24 protein-coding genes are annotated in these 25,445 nt (G+C 45.4%); 10 read left to right on the top strand and 14 right to left on the bottom strand.

Features of this window, described 5'->3' with window-relative positions:
* The 5 genes from D9A03_RS14815 to D9A03_RS14795 all read right to left on the bottom strand — a co-directional run.
* Nucleotides 1-1,520 (bottom strand): nitrate- and nitrite sensing domain-containing protein (locus D9A03_RS14815; protein ID WP_120498007.1); only part of this gene is annotated, 1,520 nt, incomplete at its 3' end.
* Nucleotides 1,521-1,638: 118 nt separating this feature from the next.
* Nucleotides 1,639-2,196, bottom strand: a complete 558-nt coding sequence (locus D9A03_RS14810) for a chemotaxis protein CheW (RefSeq protein ID WP_120498006.1) — start codon at nucleotides 2,194-2,196, stop codon at nucleotides 1,639-1,641.
* A complete protein-coding gene (locus tag D9A03_RS14805) occupies nucleotides 2,196-4,466 on the bottom strand; it encodes a chemotaxis protein CheA (protein WP_120498005.1) in 2,271 nt (756 codons plus the stop codon). The genes D9A03_RS14810 and D9A03_RS14805 overlap by 1 nt, the downstream gene beginning before the upstream one ends.
* Before the next feature lie 112 nt (nucleotides 4,467-4,578).
* On the bottom strand, nucleotides 4,579-4,944 hold the full coding sequence (locus D9A03_RS14800) for a response regulator (RefSeq protein ID WP_120498004.1): 366 nt from the start codon (nucleotides 4,942-4,944) through the stop codon (nucleotides 4,579-4,581).
* 6 nt (nucleotides 4,945-4,950) lie between these two features.
* The gene (locus D9A03_RS14795) at nucleotides 4,951-5,247 is read right to left on the bottom strand and encodes an STAS domain-containing protein (RefSeq protein ID WP_120498003.1); all 297 of its coding nucleotides are present in this window, start codon (nucleotides 5,245-5,247) and stop codon (nucleotides 4,951-4,953) included.
* 847 nt (nucleotides 5,248-6,094) lie between these two features.
* On the opposite strand from D9A03_RS14795, the gene phnD reads away from it, so the two are divergent.
* From phnD to phnE (D9A03_RS14775), 4 genes are all read left to right on the top strand, one after another.
* Complete coding sequence (gene phnD, locus D9A03_RS14790) at nucleotides 6,095-7,072, top strand: phosphate/phosphite/phosphonate ABC transporter substrate-binding protein (protein ID WP_120498002.1); 978 nt, start codon at nucleotides 6,095-6,097, stop codon at nucleotides 7,070-7,072.
* 79 nt (nucleotides 7,073-7,151) lie between these two features.
* The gene (gene phnC, locus D9A03_RS14785; RefSeq protein WP_120498001.1) at nucleotides 7,152-7,958 is read left to right on the top strand and encodes a phosphonate ABC transporter ATP-binding protein; all 807 of its coding nucleotides are present in this window, start codon (nucleotides 7,152-7,154) and stop codon (nucleotides 7,956-7,958) included.
* On the top strand, nucleotides 7,955-8,761 hold the full coding sequence (gene phnE / locus D9A03_RS14780) for a phosphonate ABC transporter, permease protein PhnE (protein WP_120498000.1): 807 nt from the start codon (nucleotides 7,955-7,957) through the stop codon (nucleotides 8,759-8,761). The genes phnC and phnE (D9A03_RS14780) overlap by 4 nt, the downstream gene beginning before the upstream one ends.
* A complete protein-coding gene (gene phnE / locus D9A03_RS14775) occupies nucleotides 8,761-9,579 on the top strand; it encodes a phosphonate ABC transporter, permease protein PhnE (RefSeq protein ID WP_120497999.1) in 819 nt (272 codons plus the stop codon). Before phnE (D9A03_RS14780) ends, phnE (D9A03_RS14775) begins: the two co-directional genes overlap by 1 nt.
* A 77-nt stretch (nucleotides 9,580-9,656) precedes the next feature.
* Here phnE (D9A03_RS14775) and D9A03_RS14770 read toward each other — a convergent pair whose 3' ends face one another.
* Complete coding sequence (locus D9A03_RS14770; RefSeq protein ID WP_120497998.1) at nucleotides 9,657-10,370, bottom strand: SDR family oxidoreductase; 714 nt, start codon at nucleotides 10,368-10,370, stop codon at nucleotides 9,657-9,659.
* A 103-nt stretch (nucleotides 10,371-10,473) separates the two neighbouring features.
* On the opposite strand from D9A03_RS14770, the gene D9A03_RS14765 reads away from it, so the two are divergent.
* Entirely contained in the window at nucleotides 10,474-10,941 is a 468-nt protein-coding gene (locus tag D9A03_RS14765; RefSeq protein ID WP_120497997.1) for a flavodoxin family protein, read from the top strand.
* Between the two features lie 18 nt (nucleotides 10,942-10,959).
* Here D9A03_RS14765 and D9A03_RS14760 read toward each other — a convergent pair whose 3' ends face one another.
* The 4 genes from D9A03_RS14760 to D9A03_RS14745 all read right to left on the bottom strand — a co-directional run bounded on the left by D9A03_RS14760 (nucleotide 10,960) and on the right by D9A03_RS14745 (nucleotide 14,840).
* Nucleotides 10,960-11,757, bottom strand: a complete 798-nt coding sequence (locus D9A03_RS14760) for an SDR family NAD(P)-dependent oxidoreductase (RefSeq protein ID WP_120497996.1) — start codon at nucleotides 11,755-11,757, stop codon at nucleotides 10,960-10,962.
* 70 nt (nucleotides 11,758-11,827) lie between these two features.
* A complete protein-coding gene (locus D9A03_RS14755) occupies nucleotides 11,828-12,685 on the bottom strand; it encodes an enoyl-CoA hydratase/isomerase family protein (RefSeq protein WP_120497995.1) in 858 nt (285 codons plus the stop codon).
* Between the two features lie 104 nt (nucleotides 12,686-12,789).
* Nucleotides 12,790-14,103 carry an aspartate aminotransferase family protein gene (locus D9A03_RS14750; protein ID WP_120497994.1) on the bottom strand — a complete coding sequence of 438 codons (1,314 nt, stop codon included), beginning with the start codon at nucleotides 14,101-14,103 and terminating at the stop codon, nucleotides 12,790-12,792.
* Nucleotides 14,104-14,123: 20 nt separating this feature from the next.
* On the bottom strand, nucleotides 14,124-14,840 hold the full coding sequence (locus D9A03_RS14745; RefSeq protein WP_120497993.1) for a GntR family transcriptional regulator: 717 nt from the start codon (nucleotides 14,838-14,840) through the stop codon (nucleotides 14,124-14,126).
* A 195-nt stretch (nucleotides 14,841-15,035) separates the two neighbouring features.
* Between D9A03_RS14745 and D9A03_RS14740 the strand changes: the two genes are divergently transcribed.
* Nucleotides 15,036-15,566 (top strand): hypothetical protein, encoded by a 531-nt coding sequence (locus D9A03_RS14740; protein WP_120497992.1) that lies wholly within the window; start codon nucleotides 15,036-15,038, stop codon nucleotides 15,564-15,566.
* A 296-nt stretch (nucleotides 15,567-15,862) separates the two neighbouring features.
* Here D9A03_RS14740 and D9A03_RS14735 read toward each other — a convergent pair whose 3' ends face one another.
* The 3 genes from D9A03_RS14735 to D9A03_RS14725 all read right to left on the bottom strand — a co-directional run bounded on the left by D9A03_RS14735 (nucleotide 15,863) and on the right by D9A03_RS14725 (nucleotide 18,874).
* Nucleotides 15,863-16,786 carry an NAD(P)-dependent oxidoreductase gene (locus tag D9A03_RS14735; protein WP_120497991.1) on the bottom strand — a complete coding sequence of 308 codons (924 nt, stop codon included), beginning with the start codon at nucleotides 16,784-16,786 and terminating at the stop codon, nucleotides 15,863-15,865.
* An 84-nt stretch (nucleotides 16,787-16,870) separates the two neighbouring features.
* Nucleotides 16,871-18,055 (bottom strand): mandelate racemase/muconate lactonizing enzyme family protein, encoded by a 1,185-nt coding sequence (locus tag D9A03_RS14730; protein ID WP_120498011.1) that lies wholly within the window; start codon nucleotides 18,053-18,055, stop codon nucleotides 16,871-16,873.
* Nucleotides 18,056-18,376: 321 nt separating this feature from the next.
* Nucleotides 18,377-18,874 (bottom strand): Lrp/AsnC family transcriptional regulator, encoded by a 498-nt coding sequence (locus D9A03_RS14725; RefSeq protein WP_120497990.1) that lies wholly within the window; start codon nucleotides 18,872-18,874, stop codon nucleotides 18,377-18,379.
* A 171-nt stretch (nucleotides 18,875-19,045) separates the two neighbouring features.
* Here D9A03_RS14725 and D9A03_RS14720 point away from each other — a divergent pair, with 171 nt between their 5' ends.
* On the top strand, nucleotides 19,046-19,384 hold the full coding sequence (locus D9A03_RS14720; protein WP_120497989.1) for a hypothetical protein: 339 nt from the start codon (nucleotides 19,046-19,048) through the stop codon (nucleotides 19,382-19,384).
* Nucleotides 19,385-19,392: 8 nt separating this feature from the next.
* On the opposite strand, the gene D9A03_RS14715 is transcribed toward D9A03_RS14720, so the two are convergent.
* Entirely contained in the window at nucleotides 19,393-21,471 is a 2,079-nt protein-coding gene (locus tag D9A03_RS14715) for an FAD-dependent oxidoreductase (protein ID WP_120497988.1), read from the bottom strand.
* A gap of 295 nt (nucleotides 21,472-21,766) precedes the next feature.
* On the opposite strand from D9A03_RS14715, the gene D9A03_RS14710 reads away from it, so the two are divergent.
* The 3 genes from D9A03_RS14710 to D9A03_RS14700 all read left to right on the top strand — a co-directional run bounded on the left by D9A03_RS14710 (nucleotide 21,767) and on the right by D9A03_RS14700 (nucleotide 25,350).
* The gene (locus tag D9A03_RS14710) at nucleotides 21,767-22,780 is read left to right on the top strand and encodes an ArsJ-associated glyceraldehyde-3-phosphate dehydrogenase (protein ID WP_162938180.1); all 1,014 of its coding nucleotides are present in this window, start codon (nucleotides 21,767-21,769) and stop codon (nucleotides 22,778-22,780) included.
* A gap of 69 nt (nucleotides 22,781-22,849) precedes the next feature.
* On the top strand, nucleotides 22,850-24,082 hold the full coding sequence (gene arsJ, locus D9A03_RS14705) for an organoarsenical effux MFS transporter ArsJ (RefSeq protein ID WP_120497986.1): 1,233 nt from the start codon (nucleotides 22,850-22,852) through the stop codon (nucleotides 24,080-24,082).
* 125 nt (nucleotides 24,083-24,207) lie between these two features.
* Complete coding sequence (locus D9A03_RS14700; RefSeq protein WP_120497985.1) at nucleotides 24,208-25,350, top strand: TRAP transporter substrate-binding protein; 1,143 nt, start codon at nucleotides 24,208-24,210, stop codon at nucleotides 25,348-25,350.
* Nucleotides 25,351-25,445 lie beyond the last annotated feature (95 nt).

Raw genomic sequence — 25,445 nt, 5'->3', positions numbered from 1 at the left:
GCTGTGACATCAGCCCATTCGACGACTGTGCCCAATCGTTCCTGGCTTTCATTAGTGATGGGGTTGGCAACAAGATCATAGCTTCTTCCACCCACTTCAATTCTGCCCTGATAAGTCGTTGTCAGAGCGCCAAGCATTGAGCGCTGGTGTGCAGGGTTTTTGTGAAAACGGTCAATACTGTCACCAAGGAGCTTATTTGTATCAAAGCCGGGAAGATCCTTTCGGATATCTGCTTCACCTTCGCGCATCATCTCGAGAACAGCATCGTTCATGTAGATGATGTCAAAGTTATTGTCGGCAACCATTACGTTCGCTGAACTGCTATCAAGAGCCGACTTGATTCTGGTGTTTGTAATGGCAATGCGTTCGTTCTCTTTTGCCTCCTCAACAAAAGCAAGCAAGGAATCGCCCAGAACACCAATTTCATCCTTACGACCTGGATTGATATTTACTTCTGCGTCGTTATCGGTCACCAGTGTCACCAGTTGAGTGAGCGCGCGGCTTACACCCACAGTAATGGTCGCTCCCAAACTTATCGCGATGATGAGTACTACAACTGTAATGCATAAAAATATAAGTTCTGTTGTGAAAGCTTCATGCTCAACATGCTCAATGTCTTCGATAAGCAATTCTTCTGCTATGACTTCTATTTCTCTGATGATTTCCAGACGATCAGATGTTGTGTTAAAGAAATCCTGCCCGCTGATACCTGCGAGATCAAAGCTATCCGGGTAACTTGCGATAACTTTGCGCATTTCCTCCAGACGCTTGGAGGAGGTGCTGTTGATCATATCTGTGTAGAGTGATTTTAGTTTTGGTGTTGCGTAGTTTTGATAAATCCAGAAATAGCTGTCCTGTTTACTGGATAGGCTGATCATTTGATTGTATCTGGCTGTGTCAAAAGAACCTGATGTAAATCCGGCTGTACCCGCAGCTCGCTCAACACCTGCATTTTCCTTTGCTTGCATTAGTGCAATTAAAGCGGTGATTTCATTTGATATAGCACCGTTATCACTAAGCAGAGGCATTTCTGCGACAATATTGATAAGATCAACAATCGTCCTGGAATAAAAACTTGCCATTTCAGCAACTGTTAGCTTCAGATTTGTTACTTCGGAACGATATTTTTCTAACTCTGTTAATCTGGATTTAGCCTTGTTTATTTTGTTGGAAAAAACATCGCTGGTTGATTCTGCGAGTAAAATTTCGAGCTTCTCGGTAATGGCTTGTTGTGATTCATTTGTCAGGCGTCGACGTTCATCCAGTCGGCTTTTGATGTCGCGAGAACCTTTGGAGCTTATATAACTTGAAGATGTACCACGTTCTATTTGCAGATTGTGAACGTAAGTACCAATATCCAGAGAAGATTCAGCAATATGCCTGATTCTTTCCATGGACTGAACCGTCGCGTTTTTGTCCAGTACCGTATAGATGGAGAAAAACAGGAGGCCTAAAACCGGTATCAAAAGGGCGATACCAAATTTAAACTTCACTGGAAGATTGTTCAAAAAAGTAACCATTTGTATCTCTCCGTCTACACTTCTGTGCTTTTACTCAAAGCTTTTGACTTGGTAACAAATTCTTTCATTGGTTGTGTTTTTGAGGTTGCACAACCTTGTTGTTACAAACTTTTTTGGTTCAGGTTTCTTCGGTCAGGCTTGCCGAGATGCCAGTTTCAATGGCTTGAGTGTCAAAAAGGCGTTCCTGATTAAGCAAAGCGACCATCCGTCCCTCAATCGTTACTAACCCGGACAAATATTCTTCCTCTATCAATGTTTCCATCTTGGGAACGTCCCTGATATCAGAGTTAGATATCGTTAGAATGTCAGAAACTGTATCAACGAGAATACCGACCATGCGATCTTTTACAGCAATGATAACAATGACATGCAGATTTGTTGCTTCTGTTTCTCCAAGTCCGAAGCGGCATCTGAGATCAAAAATGGGGACAATAACGCCCCGAAGATTTAAGACGCCGCGCATATAGTCCGGGGTGTTGGGTAAAAGTGTCGTTTCTGTCCAACCCTTGATCTCGCGAACGGACATGATATCCACGCCATATTCCTGTTCCCCGACGGTAAAGGTGATGAATTGTTCCTGTCCTGAATCTTCTGGCAAGGCAAGCTCTGTTCCATCAGCATCTGTTGTGGATGTGACAGCTTTATTTTCTTGGGCAACGAGGCTGTTATTTTGCATTAGTTTTGCTCCATCACTTCAAGATTTTGAGTTTCCTTCGACAGCGGTATGTCGACCTTCTCTTCTGATATATCAGCAGTTTGAATTAGTGATTTAGAGTTTTCAGAGAGTAGGGTCGTGTCTGTATTTTCATTTTCAAGATCGTTTCGATCTGATCTATGGTTTACCTGTCGTGCCATCGCATCAAGGCCATCCACATCAAGAATAAGGGCAACCATACCGTTACCGAGGATTGTTGCGGCAGAAATACCGTCGACCGGGTCGTAATTTTCTTCGAGGCTTTTAATAACAACTTGTTGTTGACCTAGGAGTTCATCGACCAAAATGCCAACTTGCTTTCCGCCTTCGATTTCCACAACAACCACAAGGGCCTTGGATGGATCTTTCTGAGCATTTGGTATGTTGAAGAGTCTGTGCAATCTGACCAGTCTGATATATTCGCCACGCAATGAAACCACATCAGCACCGTTCGAAAGCTTGTGCAGTTCTGTTTTCGCTGGGCGTAAACTTTCTATGATTGATGTCAGGGAGATGATGAACTTTTCTTTGCCTACGGCAACGACCATTCCATCCAGAACAGCGAGAGTAAGGGGCAGGGACATTACAAACTTTGTGCCCTTCCCTGGTCTGGACTGAACGGAAATACGACCACCAAGATTGCTGATATTGCGACGAACAACATCCATGCCGACGCCACGGCCTGAAACATCGGTGACTTCTTCTGCCGTAGAAAATCCTGGGCTAAAGATCAAATCATCAATGGCTTCATCTGACAGATGTTCATCAGCACTTATAATGCCTTTTTCAATCGCTTTGCTTTTAACGCGTTCGCGATTGATACCCCGGCCATCATCGGTAACGATGATATGGATGCGCCCAGATCGGTGTTCAGCAGATAGATTGACGATAGCAAGTTCTGGCTTTCCGACTTTTATGCGATCTTCCGGGGTTTCCTCTATGCCATGATCCAAGGAATTTCTGATCATATGAATAAGGGGATCGGAAAGCTGTTCAATAACGGTTTTATCGACTTCTGTATGTTCACCGGATGTTTCCAGCTCAACTTTTTTACCCAGCTTGGCGGCGAGTTCGCGTACCAATCGGGGAATACGGGCAAACACAGATTTTACAGGCTGCATACGAACAGCCATGACAGATTCCTGAATTTCGCGGGTGTGCATCCCCAGATCTTCAAAACCTTTGGCCATGAAGGCTGCGAGTTCGGGGGGCAAGTTATCAACTTGCTGACGTAACATTGCCTGCGTTATTACAAGTTCTCCTACCATATTGACGAGACGGTCAACACGGTCCAGATCAACACGAATGGACGAAACACGTGGGGCAGCTGGGCTTGCAGCTGCGGCTGGTGCTTGACCCGGTGCTGCTGGGGGGGGCGGAGAGGGAATTGTTGGCGCCTGCATGGCGGCAACAGCCTGTTCTTTTGTTGTTTCAAGCGATTTTTCTGGTGCGCTTGTTTGAGGGGGAGATGTCTCGGATACTTCTTGTGTGTCAGCTTGATCTGAAGTGTCATCAGGGGAGGCAATTGTGATTTCCAATTCACAATCCTCTGTGACAAACTCAAAAACTTCTTCTACGTCGTTCAGGCTGCATTCTGAAACGAGTTCAAAGTTCCAGGAAAAATAAGCTTCATCAGAGACAAGTTTTTGAATATTTGGAAGACGGTCTGTATTAACTGTTGTTGTTAAATCTCCTAAGCCTTTCATTTCCCGCACGAGTAAAAGTGGTTCGTTTGCGTGCTGCAAAAGTTCAGGCTTGGGAATGAAAGAAATGAGGTATTTTTTTAAACCTTTATCTGGATCGGATGTTGCCGTGGTTTCGGTATCCTCTACGGGTGAAGAATCATCTTCACCAAACGCAAGAAGGTTCAATTTGTTTTTGACATCAACAAAATCTTCTTCGGGAACACTTATCCCGTCTTGTGCTGCTTGTATAAGATTTGTCAGGATATCATTGGCAGTTAATAACAGACTGACGATTTCTTCTGTAATCTGAATTTGCCCCTGACGCATACGATCTAGCAGAGCCTCGTATATATGCGCAAAACCAACGAGCTGATCGAAACTGAAGGCACCGGCTCCACCCTTTACTGAATGGACAACACGGAAGATTGCGTTGAGATCTTCTGCATCAACATTTTCAGGGTTGTGTTGTAGGTCGGCAAGCCGTGTTTCTGCATCTATGAGCAGTTCTGCACACTCTTCAAAATAGGTGGCTTTAAACTGATCTAGGTCAAAATCATTGGTACTCACATTTCCCCCTTTTTATGAAAATATCGTAGATCGGCGATTAAATGGCAGCTTCCTTTACCGTACTTATTTAAGGATCCTGTTTAGTTTACGCGAGCTTGAGACAATCCCGAGCTTAAGGACAAACTTTGTTGACGACTTGTAACAGTTTTTCAGGGTTGAACGGCTTTACGATCCAGCCTGTTGCACCGGCACCTCGCCCTTCATTTTTCTTGTCTCCGTCTGCTTCCGTTGTAAGAACAAGAATAGGCGTCAGGCGGTGGGTCGGGTTGGCGCGAATTTCTCTACACAGCGTCAAGCCATCCATGTTAGGCATGTTTACATCTGTAATGACGAGATCAACGCGATCTCCGCCGAGTACCTGCAGGGCTTCACAACCGTCGGCAGCTTCAAGAACATTGTGTCCTGCGCCCTTAAGGGTAAAGGAAACCATGTCTCTCATGGTTTTTGAATCATCTACAGCTAGAACTTTTAATCCCATATCCTTTTAGCTCCGCATGGTAATTTTTGAATAAAGGCCCAGATCTTTAAAGGAAGTAACAAGCGCATCAGAAGCATCGGTAATTTGGAATGTACGATCTGATTCGATACAACTGACAGCAGCTGAATGTATGATCTGTAGGCATGCGGTAGAGGCTTTTTCCACGCCTCCTGCATTGATATTTAAATCAAAGCCTTTGTTGTCGGCTTCAACGAATAGTGCAAGCAACTCTTCGGCAACAAATATATCAAGGCCTGGTGCCAGGTCTACTGTTGCTGTTTGGCCGGATACTTCCAACTTCATGACCGAGAAATACCTCCTGAGAACCAAGGAAACAATTTCAAACCGTACTTATGGAAATATGCATACCTGTACTCAATGCATTCTATGAGTGTGGTGGGGATTCATTAATAAGCCATTAAACACAATAGGTAATTCTCTATTGTGTGCTTGTTTTTGTTTTATTTTTTTAATTAAAATTTTTGGAAAAGCAGAGAAAATACATGTTTTTAGAAGAATCATCTCATTTATTTTGTTGATATTTATTGTTTATTTTTGCTGCTAGAGCTTTATTTGATTTGTGTGGCGCTTATGTGATGTGGTCAGTTTTTTGGCTTGTTCAAAATATCAAACATCTTTTGAATTTTCGTGTAGGAGAGGGTATTTACACTTGGGTTGGAATATGTATATGCAACTTAAAATTGTTTTACAGGTTCTTTGAGTGCTATGGTATGTTAAGAGAGGTGTGTACTGAGCATTAAATATTCAAAGCGATTTTAGGGTGGATGAAAAACATGAAATCGGAAAAGGGGGATATCTTGACTCATTGTCGTTCATTTTTGTGATATGGTTTTTTAAAGAGTTTTTCCTTCTTCAGTGATGCTTTAGTTGTGGTGGTTATGCAAAACTCAGATATTTTGATGGTTGATTGGGCAGGCCATGTTTAAGTTTGCATAAAAAATTAGTGCCATAAACCTCAAAACAATGTTTCAAATGAAATCATACTATGCTTCAATTGAAACTAGTCAGGTGAGAAAAAACAAAAAATAAACTCATCTTATAGATGTCATCACACAAGAGCATGTTCTGATGTTGCACATGTTCTTACAAAATAGAACCAATGGGCGATACAATACTAAGGGAGGTATTGATGAAATTTCGGGACATTCTTTTTGGCTGCGCCAGTGTGCTAGCCTGTTTTTCACTAAATCTATCAACTGCGACGGCTCAGGATTGTGCCCGTGGGGATCTGGATACGCGTTTTTGTGATGTTGATGGCGATATGATTGCCGATACACCGACAGATCCATCGAAGCAGCTGGATCCGGACACATTGATTTTTGCATATACACCTGTTGAAGACCCTGCTGTTTATAAAGAAGCATGGTCTGATTTTCTTGCTTATCTGGAAGAAAAAACCGGGAAAGATGTTGTCTTTTTCCCAGTTCAATCAAATGCTGCCCAAATCGAAGCAATGCGGTCGGGACGCCTTCATATCGCAGGCTTTAACACCGGGTCCAACCCTCTTGCTGTGAATTGTGCCGGTTTCAGTCCTTTTACGATTATGGCACGGGAAGACGGCAGCTTTGGCTATGAAATGGAAATCATTACCTATCCGGGCAGCGGCGTTGAAAAAGTTCAGGATTTAAAAGGCAAAGCGTTGGCCTTTACGTCACCCACATCAAACTCTGGATTTAAAGCGCCATCAGCGATCCTGAAAGCTGACTTTGATATGGAAAAAGATCGCGATTTCGAAGCGACTTTCTCTGGAAAACACGATAATTCTATTCTTGGTGTTGCCAATAAGGATTATATCGCGGCTTCTATCGCAAACTCTGTGAAGTTCCGTATGATCTCACGGGATGTGATTAAGGAAGATCAGGTTAAGACGATTTATAAATCACAGACATTCCCGACAACAGGCTACGGGGTTGCCTATAACTTGAAACCGGAACTTCAAGACAAAATTAAAGATGCGTTCTTTAGTTTTGAATGGGCAGGGTCATCTTTGGAAAGAGAGTTTGAGAAATCCAAAGAAAGCCAGTTCATACCAATGACCTATAAAAAATTCTGGGATGTTATCCGTAAAATTGATGCGGCTAACAATGTATCTTACGCCTGTAAGTAACAAGAATATTTGAGTTTTTTACAACAACCCGGCATCTTTCAAGGTGTCGGGTGTGTTATTGATATGACAGGTATATAGCATGTTACACCTGAATAAACTTACCAAGCAGTATGCAACGGGTGACATGGCTCTCAAAGGGGTCGAGCTTGAGATTCCCAAAGGGCAGGTTGTCGCGTTAATCGGGCCATCGGGTGCAGGGAAAAGTACGCTTATTCGCTGCATCAACCGCTTGGTTGAGCCAACATCGGGCAGTGTTACGCTTAATGGTAAAGAACTGACAAAGCTTGGTTCTGGGGCCTTGCGTCAGGCAAGACGTCGTATGGGGATGATCTTTCAGGAATACGCCTTGGTCGAGCGTTTGACTGTTATGGAAAACGTTCTGTCCGGGCGCTTGGGGTACGTTGGCTTTTGGCGTTCTTTTTTCCGTAAGTATCCGCAAAGCGATGTTGATGAAGCTTTTCGTTTGCTGGAACGTGTTGGTCTTGATCACATGGCAGACAAACGCGCGGATGAACTGTCTGGTGGTCAGCGGCAGCGTGTTGGGATCGCCCGCGCATTGATTCAGGATCCGGAGTTACTACTGGTGGACGAGCCGACGGCTTCTCTCGATCCGAAAACATCTCGCCAGATTATGCGATTGATCTGTGAGCTCTGTGCAGAACGTAATTTGGCTGCAATCATTAACATTCACGATGTTGCGTTGGCGCAAATGTTTGTCCAACGGGTTATTGGTCTGAGGTTTGGGGAAGTTGTCTATGATGGCCCTCCCGATCAACTTAAGCCAGAGATTCTGACTGAAATCTACGGTGAAGAAGACTGGGAAGCCACAATAGAAACGGTGGATGAAGACGAGGATGGTGAGGCAGAACAGGGGGCTGTTGCATGAGCGCTTCTATAACTGCTTCGCGCAAATGGCGTAAGCCACCGATGATCAAGAACCCACTTGTGCGGTGGGGATTGATTTCCGGTTGCTTGATTTATTTGGTGTTGGCTTTTGGTTCGTTTGATGTGAATTGGGCACGTGTCTACGAAGGGCTGGACCGTGGTTGGCAATTCATTCTTGCATTCTCACACCCGGATTTCTTAAGCAGAAAATCAGATATTATTGATGGGATGGCTGAATCTGCCATTATGACCATTACGTCTACGGCTTGTGGCATCCTGATTTCTATTCCTATAGGACTTGGCGCGGCGCGAAACATAGCACCATTACCAGTTTATCTCGTCTGTCGGGGAATCATAGCTATTTCCCGTGCGTTGCATGAAATCATTGTCGCCATTCTACTGGTCGCGATCTTTGGGTTTGGACCCTTTGCAGGTTTTGTGACCTTGTCTTTTGCGACAATTGGTTTTCTAGCCAAGTTGCTTGCGGAAGATATCGAAGATACTGATCGTTCACAGGCTGAGGCAATCAAGGCGACCGGGGCAAGCTGGTGGCAGTGGGTTACCTATGGTATTCAGCCACAGGTCATGCCTCGCTTGATCGGATTGTCCATGTACAGGCTGGACATCAATTTCCGTGAATCTGCGATTCTTGGCCTAGTCGGAGCCGGGGGGATTGGTGCGACTTTGAACACTGCGTTTGATCGTTACGAATTTGATACGGCTGCTGCAATTATTATCATGATTATTGCGATTGTTATGCTGCTTGAATATCTCTCGGGCATTATTCGGGCGAGGTTACAATAATGGCTGTATCTATCAATAAAAATGGTCAAAAAATCTGGACTGTTCGAGATCGAAATACTCAGTTAACACGGTGGTTTGTGTATTTTGTTGCTGTTGCCGTAATTATGTATTGCTGGCAAACCATTTCAGAGGCAACAACCTGGTTTTTTGTTTTTGATGCGCCGCGTATTGCCGGAGATATCGGCGGACGGGCAATACCCCCCAAGTGGTCCTACATCAATGATTTGTGGAAACCACTTTGGGATACCATCAACATTGCAACGATAGGGACTGTTCTGTCCTTGATTATTGCAGTGCCTGTTGCCTTTATGGCAGCGCGTAACACGACGCCGCATCACATTCTTTGCCGTTGGCCTGCGCTCTTGATTATTGTCTCTTCGCGTTCGATCAACTCTTTGATCTGGGCCTTGTTGTTGGTGGCGATCATTGGCCCCGGTATTTTCGCCGGAACCATTGCCATTGCGTTACGATCCATCGGGTTTTGCGCCAAGCTCTTGTATGAAGCAATTGAAGAAATTGATGAAAAACAGGTTGAGGCAATAACAGCAACTGGTGCGAGCAGGTGGCAGGTTATGGCCTATGCGATTGTGCCTCAGATTATGCCATCCTTTGCTGGGATTTCCGTTTTCCGCTGGGATATTAACATCCGCGAATCAACGGTTCTTGGACTGGTCGGTGCCGGGGGAATTGGACTTCAGATGCAGTCTTCCCTCAACGTTCTTGCTTGGCCGCAGGTTTCTTTAATTCTGCTGGTTATCTTTGCTGCTGTGATTCTTAGTGAAATGGTTTCTGCTAAGGTGCGTACTGCGATTATCTAATCCGCTAAAATCGTCACACAAACAAAAGGCCTCGAAATCCTTTTCGAGGCCTTTTGTGTTATGGAGAGATATTGGATTTACAGATAGTCATGAATGCTGCGACCAGATACGTGCCCCCATAAAATTTTGTCGTCTGTGAGCATGCGTTCGATCATGCTGGCGGCGTCGGTGGGTGTCATGGCAACCTCTAGATCTCTTTCTATCCCCGCAGATGAGTACATATTGGTATCAACCTTGCCTGGATAAAATCCCATAACGCGAACACCTTTTGGGGCGCATTCAACTTCTATACAGCCCGTGAAGCCTCTTATGGCCCACTTGCTTCCGGCATAAACGGAAATTGATTTACGACAATAGAGTGCGCCAGTGGAAACAACATTGATAATGGCACCTGCTTTTCGACTGAGCATCTTGGGTAATACAGCATGTGTCATGAACATCGTGCCGAGCGTATTGGTTTCCATAACAGCGCGGATATCAGCCGTGCTATAGGCCTCAAAAGAGCCTTCCAGCCAAATACCGGCGTTGTTAATTAACCCCCAGATTTGCCCGACGTCTTGCTCGACGGCTTCAACAATCCGTTCGCATTCTTCTTCGCTTGCTACATTCAGTTGATAACCGGGTATGTTGAGTTTTTCAGCGTATGATTTTACTTTGTCTGAATTACGTCCGGTTAAAACGGGGCAATATCCTTCGTCTTTAAGCTTTTCGACGGTTGCCAGACCAATACCGCTGGTCGCACCAGTTATTAAAACAACTTTATTCTCGCCGGATGAATTTTGCTGGAACATATTTGTGTGAGCTTTCGAAATTAATCTGAAAATAAGGCCATTAGTGATATCCTACAGTTCTTGGAATAATAAGTGTAGTCATCCCTATTTAAGATTTTGCTTTATGAATAAAAGTCTTCTGATCGTTGCACACATACCTTCACCCAATACCATGATGCTGCGTAACGCAGTGCTAAAAGGTACGAAGAGTCCCGATATTACGGGAATAGATGTCGTGGTGCGAACGCCTTTTGAGGCGGATGCAGAAGATGTTTTGCTGGCCGATGGGATCATATTGGGGACGACAGAAAATCTTGGCTATATGAGCGGTGCATTGAAGGATTTCTTTGACCGTATCTATTATCCCTGCCTGGAAGTTAAGCAAGGATTGCCTTATGGCATTTATATCAGGGCCGGGCACGATGGAACTGGCACCAAGCGTGCTATTGAGACGATTGTAACGGGCTTACGCTGGAATCCTGTGCAGGAAGATGCCTTGATCTGTCGAGGTGATTATAAACCAGATTTTGAAGATCAGTGCGCAGAACTTGGTATGTTGATGGCGGCCGGGCTGGAAGCTGGTATTTTTTAGCTCAGAGGCTACCTCTACCTATTGCGCAGTGTACCCACCATCAACAGCTAAAACTGCGCCAGTTATATAGCTGGCCGCAGAAGAAGCTAGAAACACGAATGGTGCTGCGATTTCATCCACAGATCCGCGTCGGCCCATTGCTATCAAGCGTTCAATCTGCACGTTCTGCTCGGGGGTGACATGAGTTTCTAAGCCTTGCATGATGTTCTCGGCGTAGCCAGGTGCAATTGCGTTCACTCGAATTCCAAGATGAGCCCACTCGATTGCAAGTGTTTTTGTCAGCTGGTTGATGCCACCTTTGCTTGAGGCATAAGGGGCTAAGTTCTCAATGCCGACGGAGCCTGCAATAGATGATGTAAAGGTGATGGTTCCTCTTTGTTGTTCTGTTTTTTGCCACATTTGAGTAGCGGATTGAGCAACAAAAAACGCACCTTTTAGATTGACATTTAATATGTGATCCCATTGCATCGAGGAGTACTCAAGTGCTGGCTGAATGAATTCAATACCAGCATTGCAAACCACGGCATCCAATTGCTCAAAAACGTGACTTGCAGTCCTTACAAAATTGGCAGCATTTTCTTGATGACTGATATCCCCCACAAAACTGTGGACACGAAGTTGGTCATCTTGATCATGTGGAAATTCTGAGAGTAGGATTTCATGAGCCTTTTCTGTTTCAAATTGTGAATGTCCACCAATTAAAACGTTTGCCCCGTGATGCAGGAATTGACGGGCAATAGCCATACCAATTCCGCCACTGCCGCCAGAGATCAACGCGTTCATGCCAGATAAATCAAAGAGCGATTGGTTTGTCATTTTATTTTTCCCGTAGGCTCAACTAATTAACATTAATCCGTTAGGTAGTGTTGGTTAGGTGGAACGGTAACTAGATGGACGATGCATCTGATTTTCGACGGACACTCCAATCTCCGGTATAGCCAGTAATTTCCCAGTCTGGTGCTCGTTGTTCAATAAATGCTTTCATGCCCTCCTGCGCCTCAGGCGTATGATGGTATTGCACCATTGCGGCGGCGCCGAAGTCGAGCGCTTTGTTGTATTCCATGTCTTGAGCCGCATAGAATGTCTTTTTGTGTAACATCACTGCTGTCGGTGATTTACAAGTGATCTCAGCCGCAAATTTCATGGCTGCATCCTCTAGGTTTTCGAGTGGGACCATTCGGTTTATTACGCCGTGTGCCAGCAAATGATCGGCGGGTACTAACTCGCCGGTTACGCCAACTTCGAATGATCGTTTGGTGCCGACGATACGCGGCATGATAGATATTGGCCCCCAAGGACAAAATAAACCGAAATCGATCGCTGTTGCACCCATAATGGTGTTGTCTGCGGCAATTACTAAATCGCAGTTCATCGCAGTTACCATGCTTGCCGCAGTGGTCCAGCCGTGAACTACAGCCATGATTGGTTTTGCTGCCTCACGTAATGATTTGGCCGTCTTAACAACAGTCATGAAGAATTGGTTCGCTTCCCAACCTTCACAGCTAAGGATTTCTTCAACGTCGCCTCCACGACCAAAATCTTCTCCGGCACCCTTGATCATGATCAGTCGTATGTCTGGGTCGTTGTCAAATTTGGCGACTGCATCCATTGTTTCATTCATCATTTGCATTGTAACGCGATTATGCGGAGGGTGGTTCAATGTGATGATGCCAACCATCTCCGTGCTTTTTTTTTCTGTGATTATTAATTCGTATTCAGATGTTCCAACAGTCTGATTCAACATGAAGTTTTCCTTTCTGTTCAGTGTGACCAGTCAGTGTGACCGGTGTTTTATTGCTGTTTTGATTGAGCATGATTTGAACCAGGTTATACTCTAACTATTCAGATTCATGGTCGAGCGAGAGCGTTGAGACTTTCGCCAATTGCTTGATCCATGATGCTGACACCTTGCTCAAGTTCGTTTTCGCTTATAGTTAGGGGAGGAGCAATTCTCCAAACTGATCCACGTTCCGCGCGTCGACGGATATTCATTGATAATCCTAACTCGAAACAGCGTTTGGTGGTCAACGCACCTAATTCATGATTGGGTTGTTTACTCGTGCGATCTTTTACCAGTTCAACTCCCATCAACATGCCTAGGCCGCGAACATCGCCTATCACGTCATATTTCTGTTGTAGTCCAATTAAAAGTTCGCGAAGGAAAGTTCCCTTGGTTTGGGCGGCCTGCAACAGTTGCTCTCGCTGAAGTGTTTCCAGTACAGCAAGGCCGACAGTTGCGGGTAATGGATCTGAAACATGGCTAGTGTAAAACGTGAAACCTCGTTCATGGGCTGTCTGTTCGATTTCATCATTTGTTATTGTTGCTGCAAGTGGCAGGCCCCCGCCTAAGGTCTTGGACGCACACAGGATATCTGGGGTAGCATCAAAATATTCTGCAGCTGTTCGTGCTCCAATGCGCCCAAAAGCAGTCTGTGCCTCGTCAAATATTAAAAGCATACCGCGTTTGTCGGCCTCCTTACGTAATCTTTTGAAAAAACTTTTGGGCGGTACCAAGACGCCACCTGCACTAATTACAGGTTCAACAATAATTGCCGCAGGAGCTCCTCGGCTTTGCATGTCAAACATTTTAAGGCCAAGGTCTAAAGCTGCGTCAGCCTCAGCTTCTTCACTGCCTGCTTCAATATAGGGGCGATAGCTGTTAGGTTCTGGTAATATGAATGTTCCAGGCACAGTGGGCCCGTAACCATGCCGATCACTGGCATAAGATACACTAGCTGCAGCTCCAGTTACACCATGCCAGGATCCTCCTAATGCTATCACCTCGTAACCGCCGGTATAAATCTTAGCGAGTCTTAGGGCTGCTTCTGTGCTTTCTGATCCCGTACTTAGGAATAGGGAACGATTAAGATTATTTGGCATCCAGTTTTGTGCCAATTCTTGCGCAAGTTTAGCAACAACATCCGGAATCATGCCGCTGAACATGTGGTATGCTCGTTCTCCTGCCTGATTAATGGCTTTAATGATTTCGGGATGATTGTGCCCAATTGTTGCGCACATTTGCCCTGAAGTGAAATCAATTATCTCGCGACCGGATGTATCGCGAATCTTACTGCCCTTTGCATGGGTAAACACATTGGGAAAAGCATCTCCGCCGTATCTAAGTAGGTATTTTTTTGTAGCGGCCTGTAAATATTCACCCATTTTTTTCTCCGGAAATTTTGCTACATTGAGAAGAGATTTGACATTTTTTGAGGGTTGCCATCGGATTGTGGTTTAAACTCTCTATCCATGATCGCAGAATTTCCAAATGCTTCTTGTTGCGCGATTTTTTTGCCATTGATGAGTTGTTCTCGCATCATGTTCGCGGCACCCTTTGCATCTCCTGTACACATCGCATCAAATAAGTCTCGATGTTCCTTCGCAAAGTCCGGCGCTAGTTGAGGGGGGCCTCCAGCAAAGTGTCGAATACGTTCGTGCTCTACAAGTAATCGATCCAGTATGGCAACTAAGCGTTTGTTGCCGCTAGCTTGAGCGATCGTGAGATGAAATGCTCGGTTGGCTGCTTGATAAGAAGGGCGGCTCTTTAGAGTTTCCGGCTTTTCGGTTTCTCTAATTGCGGCAGCGATGTTTTGCATCGTCCCCGGCGTCAAACGTTCGGTGGCGGCCCGTGTCAGATCTGGCTCAATCACGATTCGAGCATCACAAATTTCTGAAACATCACGCATTGTAATGGGTGTAATAAGATATCCGCGTCTTGGCAGATTTTTTGCGAACCCTTCTTGTATCAGACGTGCCATTGCATTCCGTATCGTGGCTTTACGGCTATCGTAACGCTCTCCTAATTCACGTTCGGTGAGAATTGAACCGGGAACTAAGCTGCACAACATAATCTCAGTATGAATGTGGTTGTATAGCAAATCGCTTTTAAGCTTTGTCATTTTAAATCTCCAATTTTAAAATTAAAAACACATCTGAGATGCTCAGTCAAGTGTTGACAACATTATGATTTAAATAATATTTGTATGTAATATAAGAAAAGTACTTTTATTGAGCATCTCAAATTGAAAATAATTTATCTTAATGAGAAATGGATCAAAGCTCTAAAATTAATCTCTTAAAGAAAGGTAAGTTTAATGCAAAGTTTAAATGATCTTATTGCTGCAAGTCTGGAAGCAGCGCGTTCAGCGCAACCAATAGTAAGCCTTACAAGATTGATGGAAAAAACAATCAGTCAGAAAGAATGGCTTAAACAAATTTTGCCTGAAGCGGAGGAGGATGAGACTCTCCTTTATTTATCAGATGAGCTGACTATTTATTCGATCAAATTGACGCCAGGAGTTCTTTATCCGCCTCACTCACATGGAATGCCCGTTGTTATTGGATTTTATGAAGGGTGTGAGACGAGTCTTATTTTTGAGCAAGAGTCTGGAGGCAATCTACGTCAAATAGATCGTATTGATTTTGATGCCCCTTGTGTTGGTCATCTCGAAAAGGATGCCATTCATTGCATCACGAACTACGGTGAGATTACATCCCGCGCTATTCACTATTACCTCGGCGACCTTGTTAGTGAGCCCCGTAGCCTCTGGAATCCTGATTCCATGGAAGTCATGCCTTTTGATAATGGAAAATATTTTGAATATGCGAAGCCTAATTCGATCTAATTTAAAAAATAGAGTCATATGTAAGAGATGCTGTGAGTATTATTGTCTAGTCGCTTTTCAATGATCTAGTAGTTTTTTGATGCCTGATTTCAAAAGGAATTATTGCTGCGTCACAGTCATCTTTAGCTATGCGGTGATTAATTTTTTTGAGGACGCCTTGTTGTTGATTTTTGCTGATCATGAGGCCCATGGTTGTTCTTGAGTCTAATGTTCATCTATCTTTGGATAGAAGCTTTAAATCATCTAACGTCATTTGATTATCAACTTATAAATCATCCCGTGAGATCACCTCTAGATTACCCGGCATTTTCTTCGGTCAACTCGACAGGATAACCCTCTGCACGCATATCTATGCCACATGCCTGTTCGATCATTCTGGCGACTTCCGGGGACTGGGCATTCCCTCCAAATAATCCTTTTGCCCGACGATAGATTTGCTGGGTAACGCTCCCGAGCTCCAGCGGGACACCTGTTTTCTCAGCAATGCCCTGAGCAAGACCCAGGTCCTTCAAGACGAGATCAATAGGGAAATTGACTTTGTAACTGCCGCTAAGGATGAGTTTTGATTCAGTTTCGTGTGCAAAGGAATTGCCCGAGCTGTGGCGAATGCCTTTCCAGATGGCATCCATATCGACACCATGTTTGCGGGCAAGCATCATGCCTTCACTTGCGGCAACGAGGTTGATGAAAGCGAGCATGTTTGTCACGACCTTCACAACGGTGGCGTGACCTGTGGGACCCATATAGAGGATTTCACCTCCCATGATTTCCAAAACGGGCTTCACCTTGTCGTAAATGGCTTCTTCGCCACCGACCAGAATTGTGATGAGACCTGAATGTGCTCTGTGAACCCCACCTGTTACAGGACATTCCAAGGCATCAATGCCCTTTTTTTGTGCTAGATCGGTCAAGCGTTGCAGGTCTTCGAAATCTGTGGTGCTCATTTCTATCCAGGTTGCCCCGGGCATTAGGTTCTCAAAAACGCCGTTATCACCTTCCACGACAGCTCGGGATGCCGCGGGGGAGGGAAGGGCTGTAATAACGATCTCGGCATCCCTGCAGGTTCCTGCAACATTATCGGACCATTTGGCCCCAGCATCCAGCAAACGATTTGCCGCTTCTTTATTGAGGTCAGTTACAGTGACATCACAACCAGCTGTGACAAGGTTCATAGCCAGTGGTTCGCCAAGGCTACCCAAGCCGATAAAACCAATTTTCATGATACGCGCTCCCTTAATGTTCAGCTCTCATAAAAATCAGGGCTGATACTTGTTTTGTTTCGTGTTTAAAGCTGGGCTTTGGACTCAGACAGGGTCTGGATGCATTTCCAGATGCAAGGCCTTGCCAGTGTATAGGTTTGCTTCAGCAACCTTTTCGTTCAATTCAACACCGATCCCTGATTCTTTAGACGGGATGATATAGCCATCTTCCCAAACCATGGGTTTTTTCAAAATTTCTGAATGGAAGCCCTGCCACTGTTGTATGCTTTCCTGAATAAGGAAATTGGGGCTACAGGCCCCGATCTGCACATTGGCTGCACCTTCAATAGGGCCACAATAGAGATGCGGGGCGATTTGTGCGTAGCTTGCTTCAGCCATAGCTGAAATCTTCTTGGCTTCGAGAATACCCCCAACCCGTCCCAGCGCAAACTGGAGGATAGAGGCTGCACCGCTTTGTAGCACGCGTTGGAATTCATATTTTGTTGCCAGACGTTCACCTGTCGCCACAGGAATGGACGTGCCTCGTGCGACCTTGGCCATCTCTTCCTGATTGTCTGGTGGCGTTGGTTCTTCAAACCAAAGAGGATCATAAGGTTCCAGACGCTTTGCCAATCTGATTGCCCCGGCTGCGGTCATTTGACCATGCGTGCCGAACAGGAGATCACATCTATTCCCGACAGCTTCTCGAATTTTCCGGGCAAATTCTTCAGAACGATCCAACTCTTCCAGAGAAAGTTGCCGCGGGTCAAAGGCTGTATAAGGTCCCGCAGGGTCAAACTTAACGGCGGTAAAGCCTTGTTTTACGTAATCCGCGGCGCGTTCCGCCGCCAGATCGGCATCCATATAGACATCTTTTGTGTCGCCGTCTTGTGGGTAAAGGTAGGTATAGGATCTTAATTTCTCATGGACCTGCCCACCAAGAAGTTCATACACAGGCTTGTCCAAAGCTTTGCCAATAATATCCCAAAGGGCCGTTTCGAGGCCACTTAGGATACCCATTGTTGAAATATCGGTTCTCTGTGTGAAGCCGCCGGAATAAACACGACGCCAGAGTGTTTCGATTTTGAAAGGGTCCATGCCTTCGACATGACGCGAAAACATGTCGTCAATCATGGCCTCTACCACTTTGGGATGGAAGGGGACGGAATAGACTTCGCCGATACCCTCTATACCTGTATCAGTTGTAAGCTTCGTGAAAATCCAATACTTGCCACCAAAATGAGGAGGAGGATTGCCGACAACAAATGTTTTTAACTCGGTAATTTTCATTTTGGCCTCAATAGACTGCACTGATCGATGCGTTTTTATTTTGGTTTCATCAACAATGAGCCTATCAAAGAAAAATCGCAATTGATGTTTTTAAGCCAACTGGTTTAAAAAATACTCCAGTTACTTGTGTGCTATGTGGCAAACGCCTGATGAGGTCGTGATGACTGGACAGGTAGATTTAAAAACGGCCCCCTTTGAAAGCTTTAAAGGGTTTTGAAGCTGCGGCAAGGCTTTTTTGATACTGTTGCAATAGCATTGGAAGTGGCGCTGGATGGAGAAGATGTGGTTACTCATTAGAGCTGGCTTCATAAGTCGTTAGGATCAATCGGCTTTGTTACCTTCAAGATAAAGGTGATCAAGAGGAAGGCTGGTTGTATCGACAAAACGGGTCAGGGCTGTTGAAGAACTGATTTCCTGAACGCCTTCGATTTGTGATAAATCTTGCCAAAAGAAACGCTCGTAATCTTCAATATCCTTAACGATGACCTTTAGCAAGAAATCAACGCTGCCCATCAGGGTATGGCATTCGATAACCTGTGGAAATTTTTGTACTGCCTTTACAAAGTCTGGCAAGGCATCTTTTACATGATGATGCATTTTAACTTGGGCAAAAACGGTGACACCGAGACCAATTTTTTTCTGATCTATGATGGCAACGCGATCCTTGATTACGCCTTCATCAATCAAGCGTTGGATGCGACGCCAGCAGACTGATTTTGATGATCCCAATTTTTCAGCAAGCTCGGTTACTGGAATGGTAACGTCTTTTTGTAACTGTTCAAGGATAGCTATGTCGAGGTGGTCTAATTTTGTGGTCATTTTTCCCGATAATGTTTGCCTAAAAGGGATATTGTTTCCAATGGTAGCATTTCAAAGAGGTATTGGGGAAGAAATACCTGCGTTCTTTTGAGATACTGGCTGTATCAGAGCAAAGATAGAGATCTTGGCTTTGAGCAAAATACTGAATGATCGTAAGTGGGATGAATTTTTGTGCCAAAAACAACACCAAATACAACAACGCGAAACACAAGTGAAAATAGGCGGGTCGAGTTTGATATTGTCGCAATGAGTGAGCCCAACACACTATTGCGGGTATTAGAGTACTTTGCCTTGATTGGGGTGACACCATGCAATGTGAAAGCCGATGCCAACTTGGACGGTACACAGATCATTTCCATTATTGTCGAGGGACTGTCACAGCAACGTGCTTATATCCTTGCAGGCAAAATCAACGAGATTTTTACAGTGAATTCCGCAAGCTATGTCGTTAAATCAATTGAAGTGCCGAGTTATAATCCGAGTCATTCAGATATGAGGATGTGCGCTTGATAGTTGAGTCAGGAAATCAAACCGGGTCTTTCCCCATCAAATAGAGCCGCGTCCCAACTTTCGCCCTCCAGGCATCTCGCGGCTAGATGACCGTAGTAAACTGCCGATGCCAAAGAACCCGGGGAATAGGCATCTCCAATGACTTCCAAGGTTTTAATTCCGGCTTGATCCAGCCTGTCAGGATTACGCCTTAGCTGATGAAATAAAGTGTCATTGGCATCCCTGGCTGTTACAAGTAGCAAACAATCACCAATGATTTTTGTGGTTTTGCCTGTGTAAGTACAGGATAGCTCTATCTGATTCTCAACAACATTTGACACTGCCTGATTTGTGATGAGTTCTACGCCAATATTGATAAGCTTTGCCTGTATCTTTTCTTGTTCAAGCGTGTATTCACTCCATGCGGATACCTTCGTTGCTGGCGTAACCAAGGTTACTTTATGCCCGTCGTTGATAAGTTTTTCAGCGAGCACGCCGCCCATGTAATAGTGATCATCATCAAAGATGATGATGTGTCCTGCTGGGATTTCTCCTCTCATTATATCATCAGGGGTAAAGCTTGGGAGAGTGTTCAATCCCGGAATAGGTTGTTGATGATTTCGTCCGGTGCCATTGCGGCGCCATTGGGAGCCTGTGGCGAGTAAGACATGAGGAAAGCCAAAGTCCAGTATGGCATCTCGATCTAGGGGACTGTCTTTGTAAATTTCAACGCTGGCCATTTGAGAGATAAGGTTGACACGATAATCCCGGACGCGGGCATAGCTGGATAGACCGGGAAGCTGACTTTCTTTTGTTGCCCGCCCGCCAAGGTCTTGTCCCGCTTCTGCCAAGGTGACCTGATAACCTCTGTTGGCGAGTTGTAGGGCTGCTTCAAGCCCTGAGGGGCCTGCACCGACAACAAGTACAGAACTGTCCGATGCCTTTGGCTCGATTTTTTCAGGATGCCATTTACGACGCCATTCTTCGCCCATTGTCGGGTTTTGTGTGCAGCGAATAGGGACGCTAAGGTTATCACCACTGACGCAGATATTGCACCCTATGCATTCCCGTATCGCATCGATACGCCCCTGGGCTATTTTGTTTGGCAAGAAAGGATCGGCGATTGATGGCCGTGCAGCCCCAATGAGGTCAAGAACGCCACGTTTGAGTTGAGAAACCATGTCATCTGGTGACGTGAAACGCCCCACGCCGACAACCGGTTTTGTGGTCAGGGACTTCACAAAAGATGTATATTTCTCCTGATAACCTTCGATTGGTTCGAAACGTGCGGTTGACGAATCATGTGACCAACCACTGATGTTCACATCCCAAAGATCCGGTAGCTCGGCGAGGAGCCCGACGACTTCCTGTGCTTCACCCTCTGATGTCATGCCATGTTTGCCCATAAGTTCATCAACGGCAAAACGGAAAGCTATGGCACATTGGTCACCAACAGCCTCTTTCACTTCCGAAATTACCTCACGAGTAAGGCGAACTCGGTTTTTCAAGGAGCCGCCATAGCTATCACTTCGGTGGTTATAACGATCCAACATAAAATGCATAAGGGTTGTCATACAGTGGCCCGCATAGACATAGATAATGTCATAGCCCGCGTCGCGTGCATTCAGTGCAGCCTGACGATACCACCTTCGGAAATTTTTAATGTCGGTTAAATCCATCGCACGGGCATGAACCGGATCATAGGCATCGACAGGCATGGCGGAAGGGGCCATAGGGGGCAGTCGCGATGTTCTGTTCGGGGCATGGAAACCATTGTGAACAAGCTCGATACCCGCAAGTGCGCCATGTTCGTGGACAGCTGATGTCATCAGTTGGTGGGCGGGGATGTCGAATTTATCCCAGAGCCGCCTTTCGATATAAGGTGATATTTCTGAAGAAGGATGAATTTCGACCTCTTCTGTACAGACAACTCCCCAACCACCCTCGGCTTTGATGCCACGCATCGCAGCAAGGCTTTGCGGGCGAGCATAACCCAATCCATTACAATGAGGAACCTGATAAAATCTGTTCTTCATTGTAACGGGACCGATTTTAATCGGCTCAAAAAGGATATCGTACCGGGAATTAAGAGTACTGGGAGAGGGCATGTTAGATTTCCAGATATCTGCTGACGTACTTGTGGCTTGTTTGTTTAAGCTCATTACCGAGATGATGTCAGAAGCAAGTGAGAGACACCAACAAGATTTATTTATGATGCTTTCATTCTGCTAATAGAGGTTTTTTTGTTGTTCATGATGGGCGTCATGAAAAATTCATGTGCGTTATTTATTATTTCCAATATATTCGAAATAATGTTTTTATTGCACTGACGTTGCTTAAAGGTATGAGAGGCTTCTCAGGGCAATGTTGAATGAAATTCTCAAGCATAGAAGGATCAAAAAAGTGGCAGTACGTGTGGGTATCAATGGCTTTGGCCGTATGGGAAAACTTGTGCTGCGGGCTGCGTGGGACATGGAAGGTATCGATATTGTCCATATCAATGAAATCAGTGGCGGTGTCGAGTGTGCTGCACATTTGTTGGAATTTGATACTGTCCATGGCCATTGGGATAAATCCATTGATGTTGACGGAGATAACATCATTGTCGAAGGGCAGGCGATCAGCTTTTCCGAAGAGAAAAATATTTCGCATGTCGGGTGGGCTGATCGCGGTGTGGATGTGGTGCTTGAATGTTCGGGAAAGTTCAAAAGCAAAGAAGTTTTGACGCCCTACCTTGATGAAGGGGTCAAGAAGATTCTGGTGGCTGCGCCTGTTAAGTCCGAAGGAGTGCCCAATCTGGTCTATGGGGTCAATGAAGCGCTTTATGACCCGGCCAAAGATCATATTTTGACGGCGGCATCCTGTACGACGAACTGCATTGCCCCTGTGATCAAGGTAATCCATGAAGCGCTGGGTATTGAACGTGGGTCCATAACAACGATACATGATGTTACCAACACACAGGTCATGGTGGACGCCCCGCATAAAGACTTGAGACGGGCACGATCAGGTCTTAATTCTTTGATCCCGACAACGACGGGATCTGCGACCGCGATTACAATGATCTACCCGGAGCTAAAAGGGAAGTTGAACGGCCATGCGGTAAGAGTTCCCCTTCTGAATGCTTCTTTGACAGACTGTGTCTTTGAATTGGCGCAGGATACAACAGTAGAGGAGGTTAATCAGCTCTTTCAGGCCGCTGCAGACGGAGAGTTAAAGGATATCCTCGGGTTTGAAAGCCGGCCACTTGTCTCTACTGATTTTGTCAATGATCCTCGTTCTGTAATCATTGATGGACCAAGCACGATGGTTGTGGATAAGCGTCATCTAAAAATCTATGCTTGGTATGATAATGAATGGGGATACGTTAATCGTATGGCAGATTTGCTGTCTATGGTCAGCCGTGATCTTCATTGATGTAAAAGGGCACGCGTCAGGTCCGTCAGAGATCTGAGCATTTGTCGCAGGAACTGACAGGTAAATTCAATGTCTGATTTACGGAGTTATGGTGCTGTAACCGCGGCCTACTGGGGGTTTACCCTGACAGATGGTGCCTTGCGCATGTTGGTGTTGTTACACTTCCACCGTCTGGGTTTTACGCCACTTGATTTGGCTTATCTGTTCTTGCTTTACGAAGCTATGGGCATTGTGACCAACTTTGTTGGAGGCTGGATTGCGGCGCGTTTTGGCCTTCGATTGACACTTTTTTTAGGCCTTGCCACTCAAATTGTCGCTCTGGGATTACTCTCTCAGTTGCGTGCAGACTGGTCGATTGATTTTTCGATCATCTATGTCATGGGGGCACAGGCTCTGTCTGGTGTTGCCAAAGATCTGACCAAGATGAGTTCCAAGTCTGCAGTAAAGCTTGTGGTTAAGGATGATGGCGAAGACAAAGGAACGCTGTTCCGATGGGTTGCAATTTTAACTGGCTCTAAGAATGCTCTCAAAGGCCTTGGTTTTTTGCTCGGCGGTGTTTTGTTGGAATGGGTCGGGTTTGAAAATTCTCTACTTTTGATGGCTTTGTCATTAGTAGTTGTTCTGGGAACTACGGCGCTGGTGGTTAAGGTTGACCTGGGAAAAGCAAAGCAAAAAATCCGTACCAAGGAACTCTTTTCAAAATCAAGAGCGATAAATGTTCTTTCGTTTGCGAGAATCTTTCTCTTCGCAGCAAGAGATGTGTGGTTTGTGGTTGGGTTGCCTGTTTTTCTCTATTCCACTCTTGGCTGGTCTTTTGATGAAGTCGGGGCCTTTATGGCGCTATGGGTGATTGGTTATGGCACTGTTCAGGCACTGGTACCAAAGCTCACACAAAAAGTAAAAGACCCACATTCAGGAATTGGGGCTGCGCGCTTCTGGGGGGGTGCTTTGGCAATACTGCCTGCCGTGATCGCCGTCGTTTTATGGCAGGATTTATCTTTTTCTGGCGCCTTTCTTCTGGTTGGGCTTCTCGTTTTTGGTTTTGTTTTCGCTGTTAATTCTTCTTTGCATTCCTATCTTATTGTCGCTTGTTCTGATTCAGACAAAGTTGCACTGAATGTTGGCTTCTATTACATGGCTAATGCGATTGGTCGTTTAGTGGGAACACTGCTTTCCGGGCTGATTTTTCAATATGCAGGTCTTGAAGCTTGCTTACTTGCATCGACCATGATGCTCGTTGTTGCGACTTTGACAGTTTTTTTCCTGGAACCTGAAAAATCCTCTGTTTCATCGCTGACTTGAGTATCTTCACTCCAAAATTGGCCAAAGGCTGGTTCGAAGTTATTTTTGTGTGATGATCTTCTCTGGCATTGCGTCTGACAGGGGAGAAGGTAAAGTGGTTTCTCGTATAAACTGTGGGGGCCGCTATGACCGACAAAAAGATCACAACCGGGATTCGTGAGAATCAAGATCAGCAGTCTAGGGTTCTGGACCGAAGGCAAGCTTTTGGGGCCTTGGTTACAGCCGGCGCAGCGACTCTTGCTGCCCCTGCAATTGTGAAAGCTCAAGACACGATAACCTGGAAAATGGCAATGAGTTGGCCACGCAATTCGCCCGGTGTGGGGATGAATGCCCAGCGGTTGGCCGAGATGATTACAACAATGTCCGGTGGTCATCTGCGTGTTGATATATATGCCGGCGGCGAGCTGGTGCCCCCCTTTGAAGTTTTTGATGCGGTATCAAATGGTGTCGCCCAGATGGGGCATGCAACCCCTTATTATTGGCAGGGGAAAGACAAGGCCTTTCATTTTTTTACGGGTGTTCCTTTTGGCTTGAGTGTTGCCGAATACATGGGGTGGCTTTATTTCGGCGGTGGTCAGGACCTTTGGCAACGGGCTTATGAACCCTTTGGCGTTTTGCCTTTTTACGCCGGATCTTCCGGTCCGCAAGCCGGAGGGTGGTTTCGTAAAGAAATCAATAGTCTGGAAGATCTGCAAGGCGTCAAAATGCGGATCGCAGGTCTGGGTGGCGAGGCCATGCGGAAGTTGGGTGTAAATGTTGTTCTGATGCCACCAGGTGAAATTTTTGCGGCTATGAAGTCCGGTACTGTCGATGCTGCGGAATGGATTGGCCCCTGGAACGATATTGCCTTTGGTCTTTATAAAGTTGCGAACTATTACTACATGCCTGCCTTCCATGAAATTGGCCCCGCGCTGGAAGCGACCGTGAACAAAGCTGCTTATGATGCTTTGCCTGATGACTTGAAAGAGATTGTTAAGCGTGCGGTTATGGCATCAGCAAATGAAAGCTATGCTGACTTTACTTATGGCAATGTGAAGTCTTTCGAACCCTTATTGGCAAAAGAGGGTGTTGAATTGCGTCGTTTCCCGGATGATGTGATGAAGGCGCTCTATAAAGCGTCCGAAGAAACACTTACTGAAATCAGCAAAACAAGCTCACTGGCAAAAGAGATCTTTGATAGTTTTGTGGCGTATAGAAAAGAAGCCAACAGCTATGCAAAGGCATCCGAACTTGCAGCGCTTGAGATGCGTGCCAAAGCTATGGAATAGATTGTCTGGCGTTTTGTCGTGTCTGGCAATTTATACTGTGAGCCTGATCGCTTGTATCTTTGAAATGTTATAATATAACTATTGTCGTTTTGCTG

The sequence above is a fragment of the Kiloniella sp. EL199 genome (assembly GCF_900313065.1).
GTDB lineage: Bacteria > Pseudomonadota > Alphaproteobacteria > Kiloniellales > Kiloniellaceae > Kiloniella.
This window is presented reverse-complemented; position numbering and strand designations above follow the sequence as displayed.

What these genes read in the sequence shown, in the direction of transcription:
- D9A03_RS14810 (WP_120498006.1), bottom strand. Translation starts at nt 2,196, where the DNA reads ATGCAAAATAACAGCCTCGTTGCCCAAGAAAATAAAGCTGTCACATCC.
- D9A03_RS14800 (WP_120498004.1), bottom strand. Translation starts at nt 4,944, where the DNA reads ATGGGATTAAAAGTTCTAGCTGTAGATGATTCAAAAACCATGAGAGAC.
- D9A03_RS14795 (WP_120498003.1), bottom strand. Translation starts at nt 5,247, where the DNA reads ATGAAGTTGGAAGTATCCGGCCAAACAGCAACAGTAGACCTGGCACCA.
- phnD (WP_120498002.1), top strand. Translation starts at nt 6,095, where the DNA reads ATGAAATTTCGGGACATTCTTTTTGGCTGCGCCAGTGTGCTAGCCTGT.
- phnC (WP_120498001.1), top strand. Translation starts at nt 7,152, where the DNA reads ATGTTACACCTGAATAAACTTACCAAGCAGTATGCAACGGGTGACATG.
- phnE (WP_120498000.1), top strand. Translation starts at nt 7,955, where the DNA reads ATGAGCGCTTCTATAACTGCTTCGCGCAAATGGCGTAAGCCACCGATG.
- phnE (WP_120497999.1), top strand. Translation starts at nt 8,761, where the DNA reads ATGGCTGTATCTATCAATAAAAATGGTCAAAAAATCTGGACTGTTCGA.
- D9A03_RS14770 (WP_120497998.1), bottom strand. Translation starts at nt 10,370, where the DNA reads ATGTTCCAGCAAAATTCATCCGGCGAGAATAAAGTTGTTTTAATAACT.
- D9A03_RS14765 (WP_120497997.1), top strand. Translation starts at nt 10,474, where the DNA reads ATGAATAAAAGTCTTCTGATCGTTGCACACATACCTTCACCCAATACC.
- D9A03_RS14760 (WP_120497996.1), bottom strand. Translation starts at nt 11,757, where the DNA reads ATGACAAACCAATCGCTCTTTGATTTATCTGGCATGAACGCGTTGATC.
- D9A03_RS14755 (WP_120497995.1), bottom strand. Translation starts at nt 12,685, where the DNA reads ATGTTGAATCAGACTGTTGGAACATCTGAATACGAATTAATAATCACA.
- D9A03_RS14750 (WP_120497994.1), bottom strand. Translation starts at nt 14,103, where the DNA reads ATGGGTGAATATTTACAGGCCGCTACAAAAAAATACCTACTTAGATAC.
- D9A03_RS14745 (WP_120497993.1), bottom strand. Translation starts at nt 14,840, where the DNA reads ATGACAAAGCTTAAAAGCGATTTGCTATACAACCACATTCATACTGAG.
- D9A03_RS14740 (WP_120497992.1), top strand. Translation starts at nt 15,036, where the DNA reads ATGCAAAGTTTAAATGATCTTATTGCTGCAAGTCTGGAAGCAGCGCGT.
- D9A03_RS14735 (WP_120497991.1), bottom strand. Translation starts at nt 16,786, where the DNA reads ATGAAAATTGGTTTTATCGGCTTGGGTAGCCTTGGCGAACCACTGGCT.
- D9A03_RS14730 (WP_120498011.1), bottom strand. Translation starts at nt 18,055, where the DNA reads ATGAAAATTACCGAGTTAAAAACATTTGTTGTCGGCAATCCTCCTCCT.
- D9A03_RS14725 (WP_120497990.1), bottom strand. Translation starts at nt 18,874, where the DNA reads ATGACCACAAAATTAGACCACCTCGACATAGCTATCCTTGAACAGTTA.
- D9A03_RS14715 (WP_120497988.1), bottom strand. Translation starts at nt 21,471, where the DNA reads ATGCCCTCTCCCAGTACTCTTAATTCCCGGTACGATATCCTTTTTGAG.
- arsJ (WP_120497986.1), top strand. Translation starts at nt 22,850, where the DNA reads ATGTCTGATTTACGGAGTTATGGTGCTGTAACCGCGGCCTACTGGGGG.
- D9A03_RS14700 (WP_120497985.1), top strand. Translation starts at nt 24,208, where the DNA reads ATGACCGACAAAAAGATCACAACCGGGATTCGTGAGAATCAAGATCAG.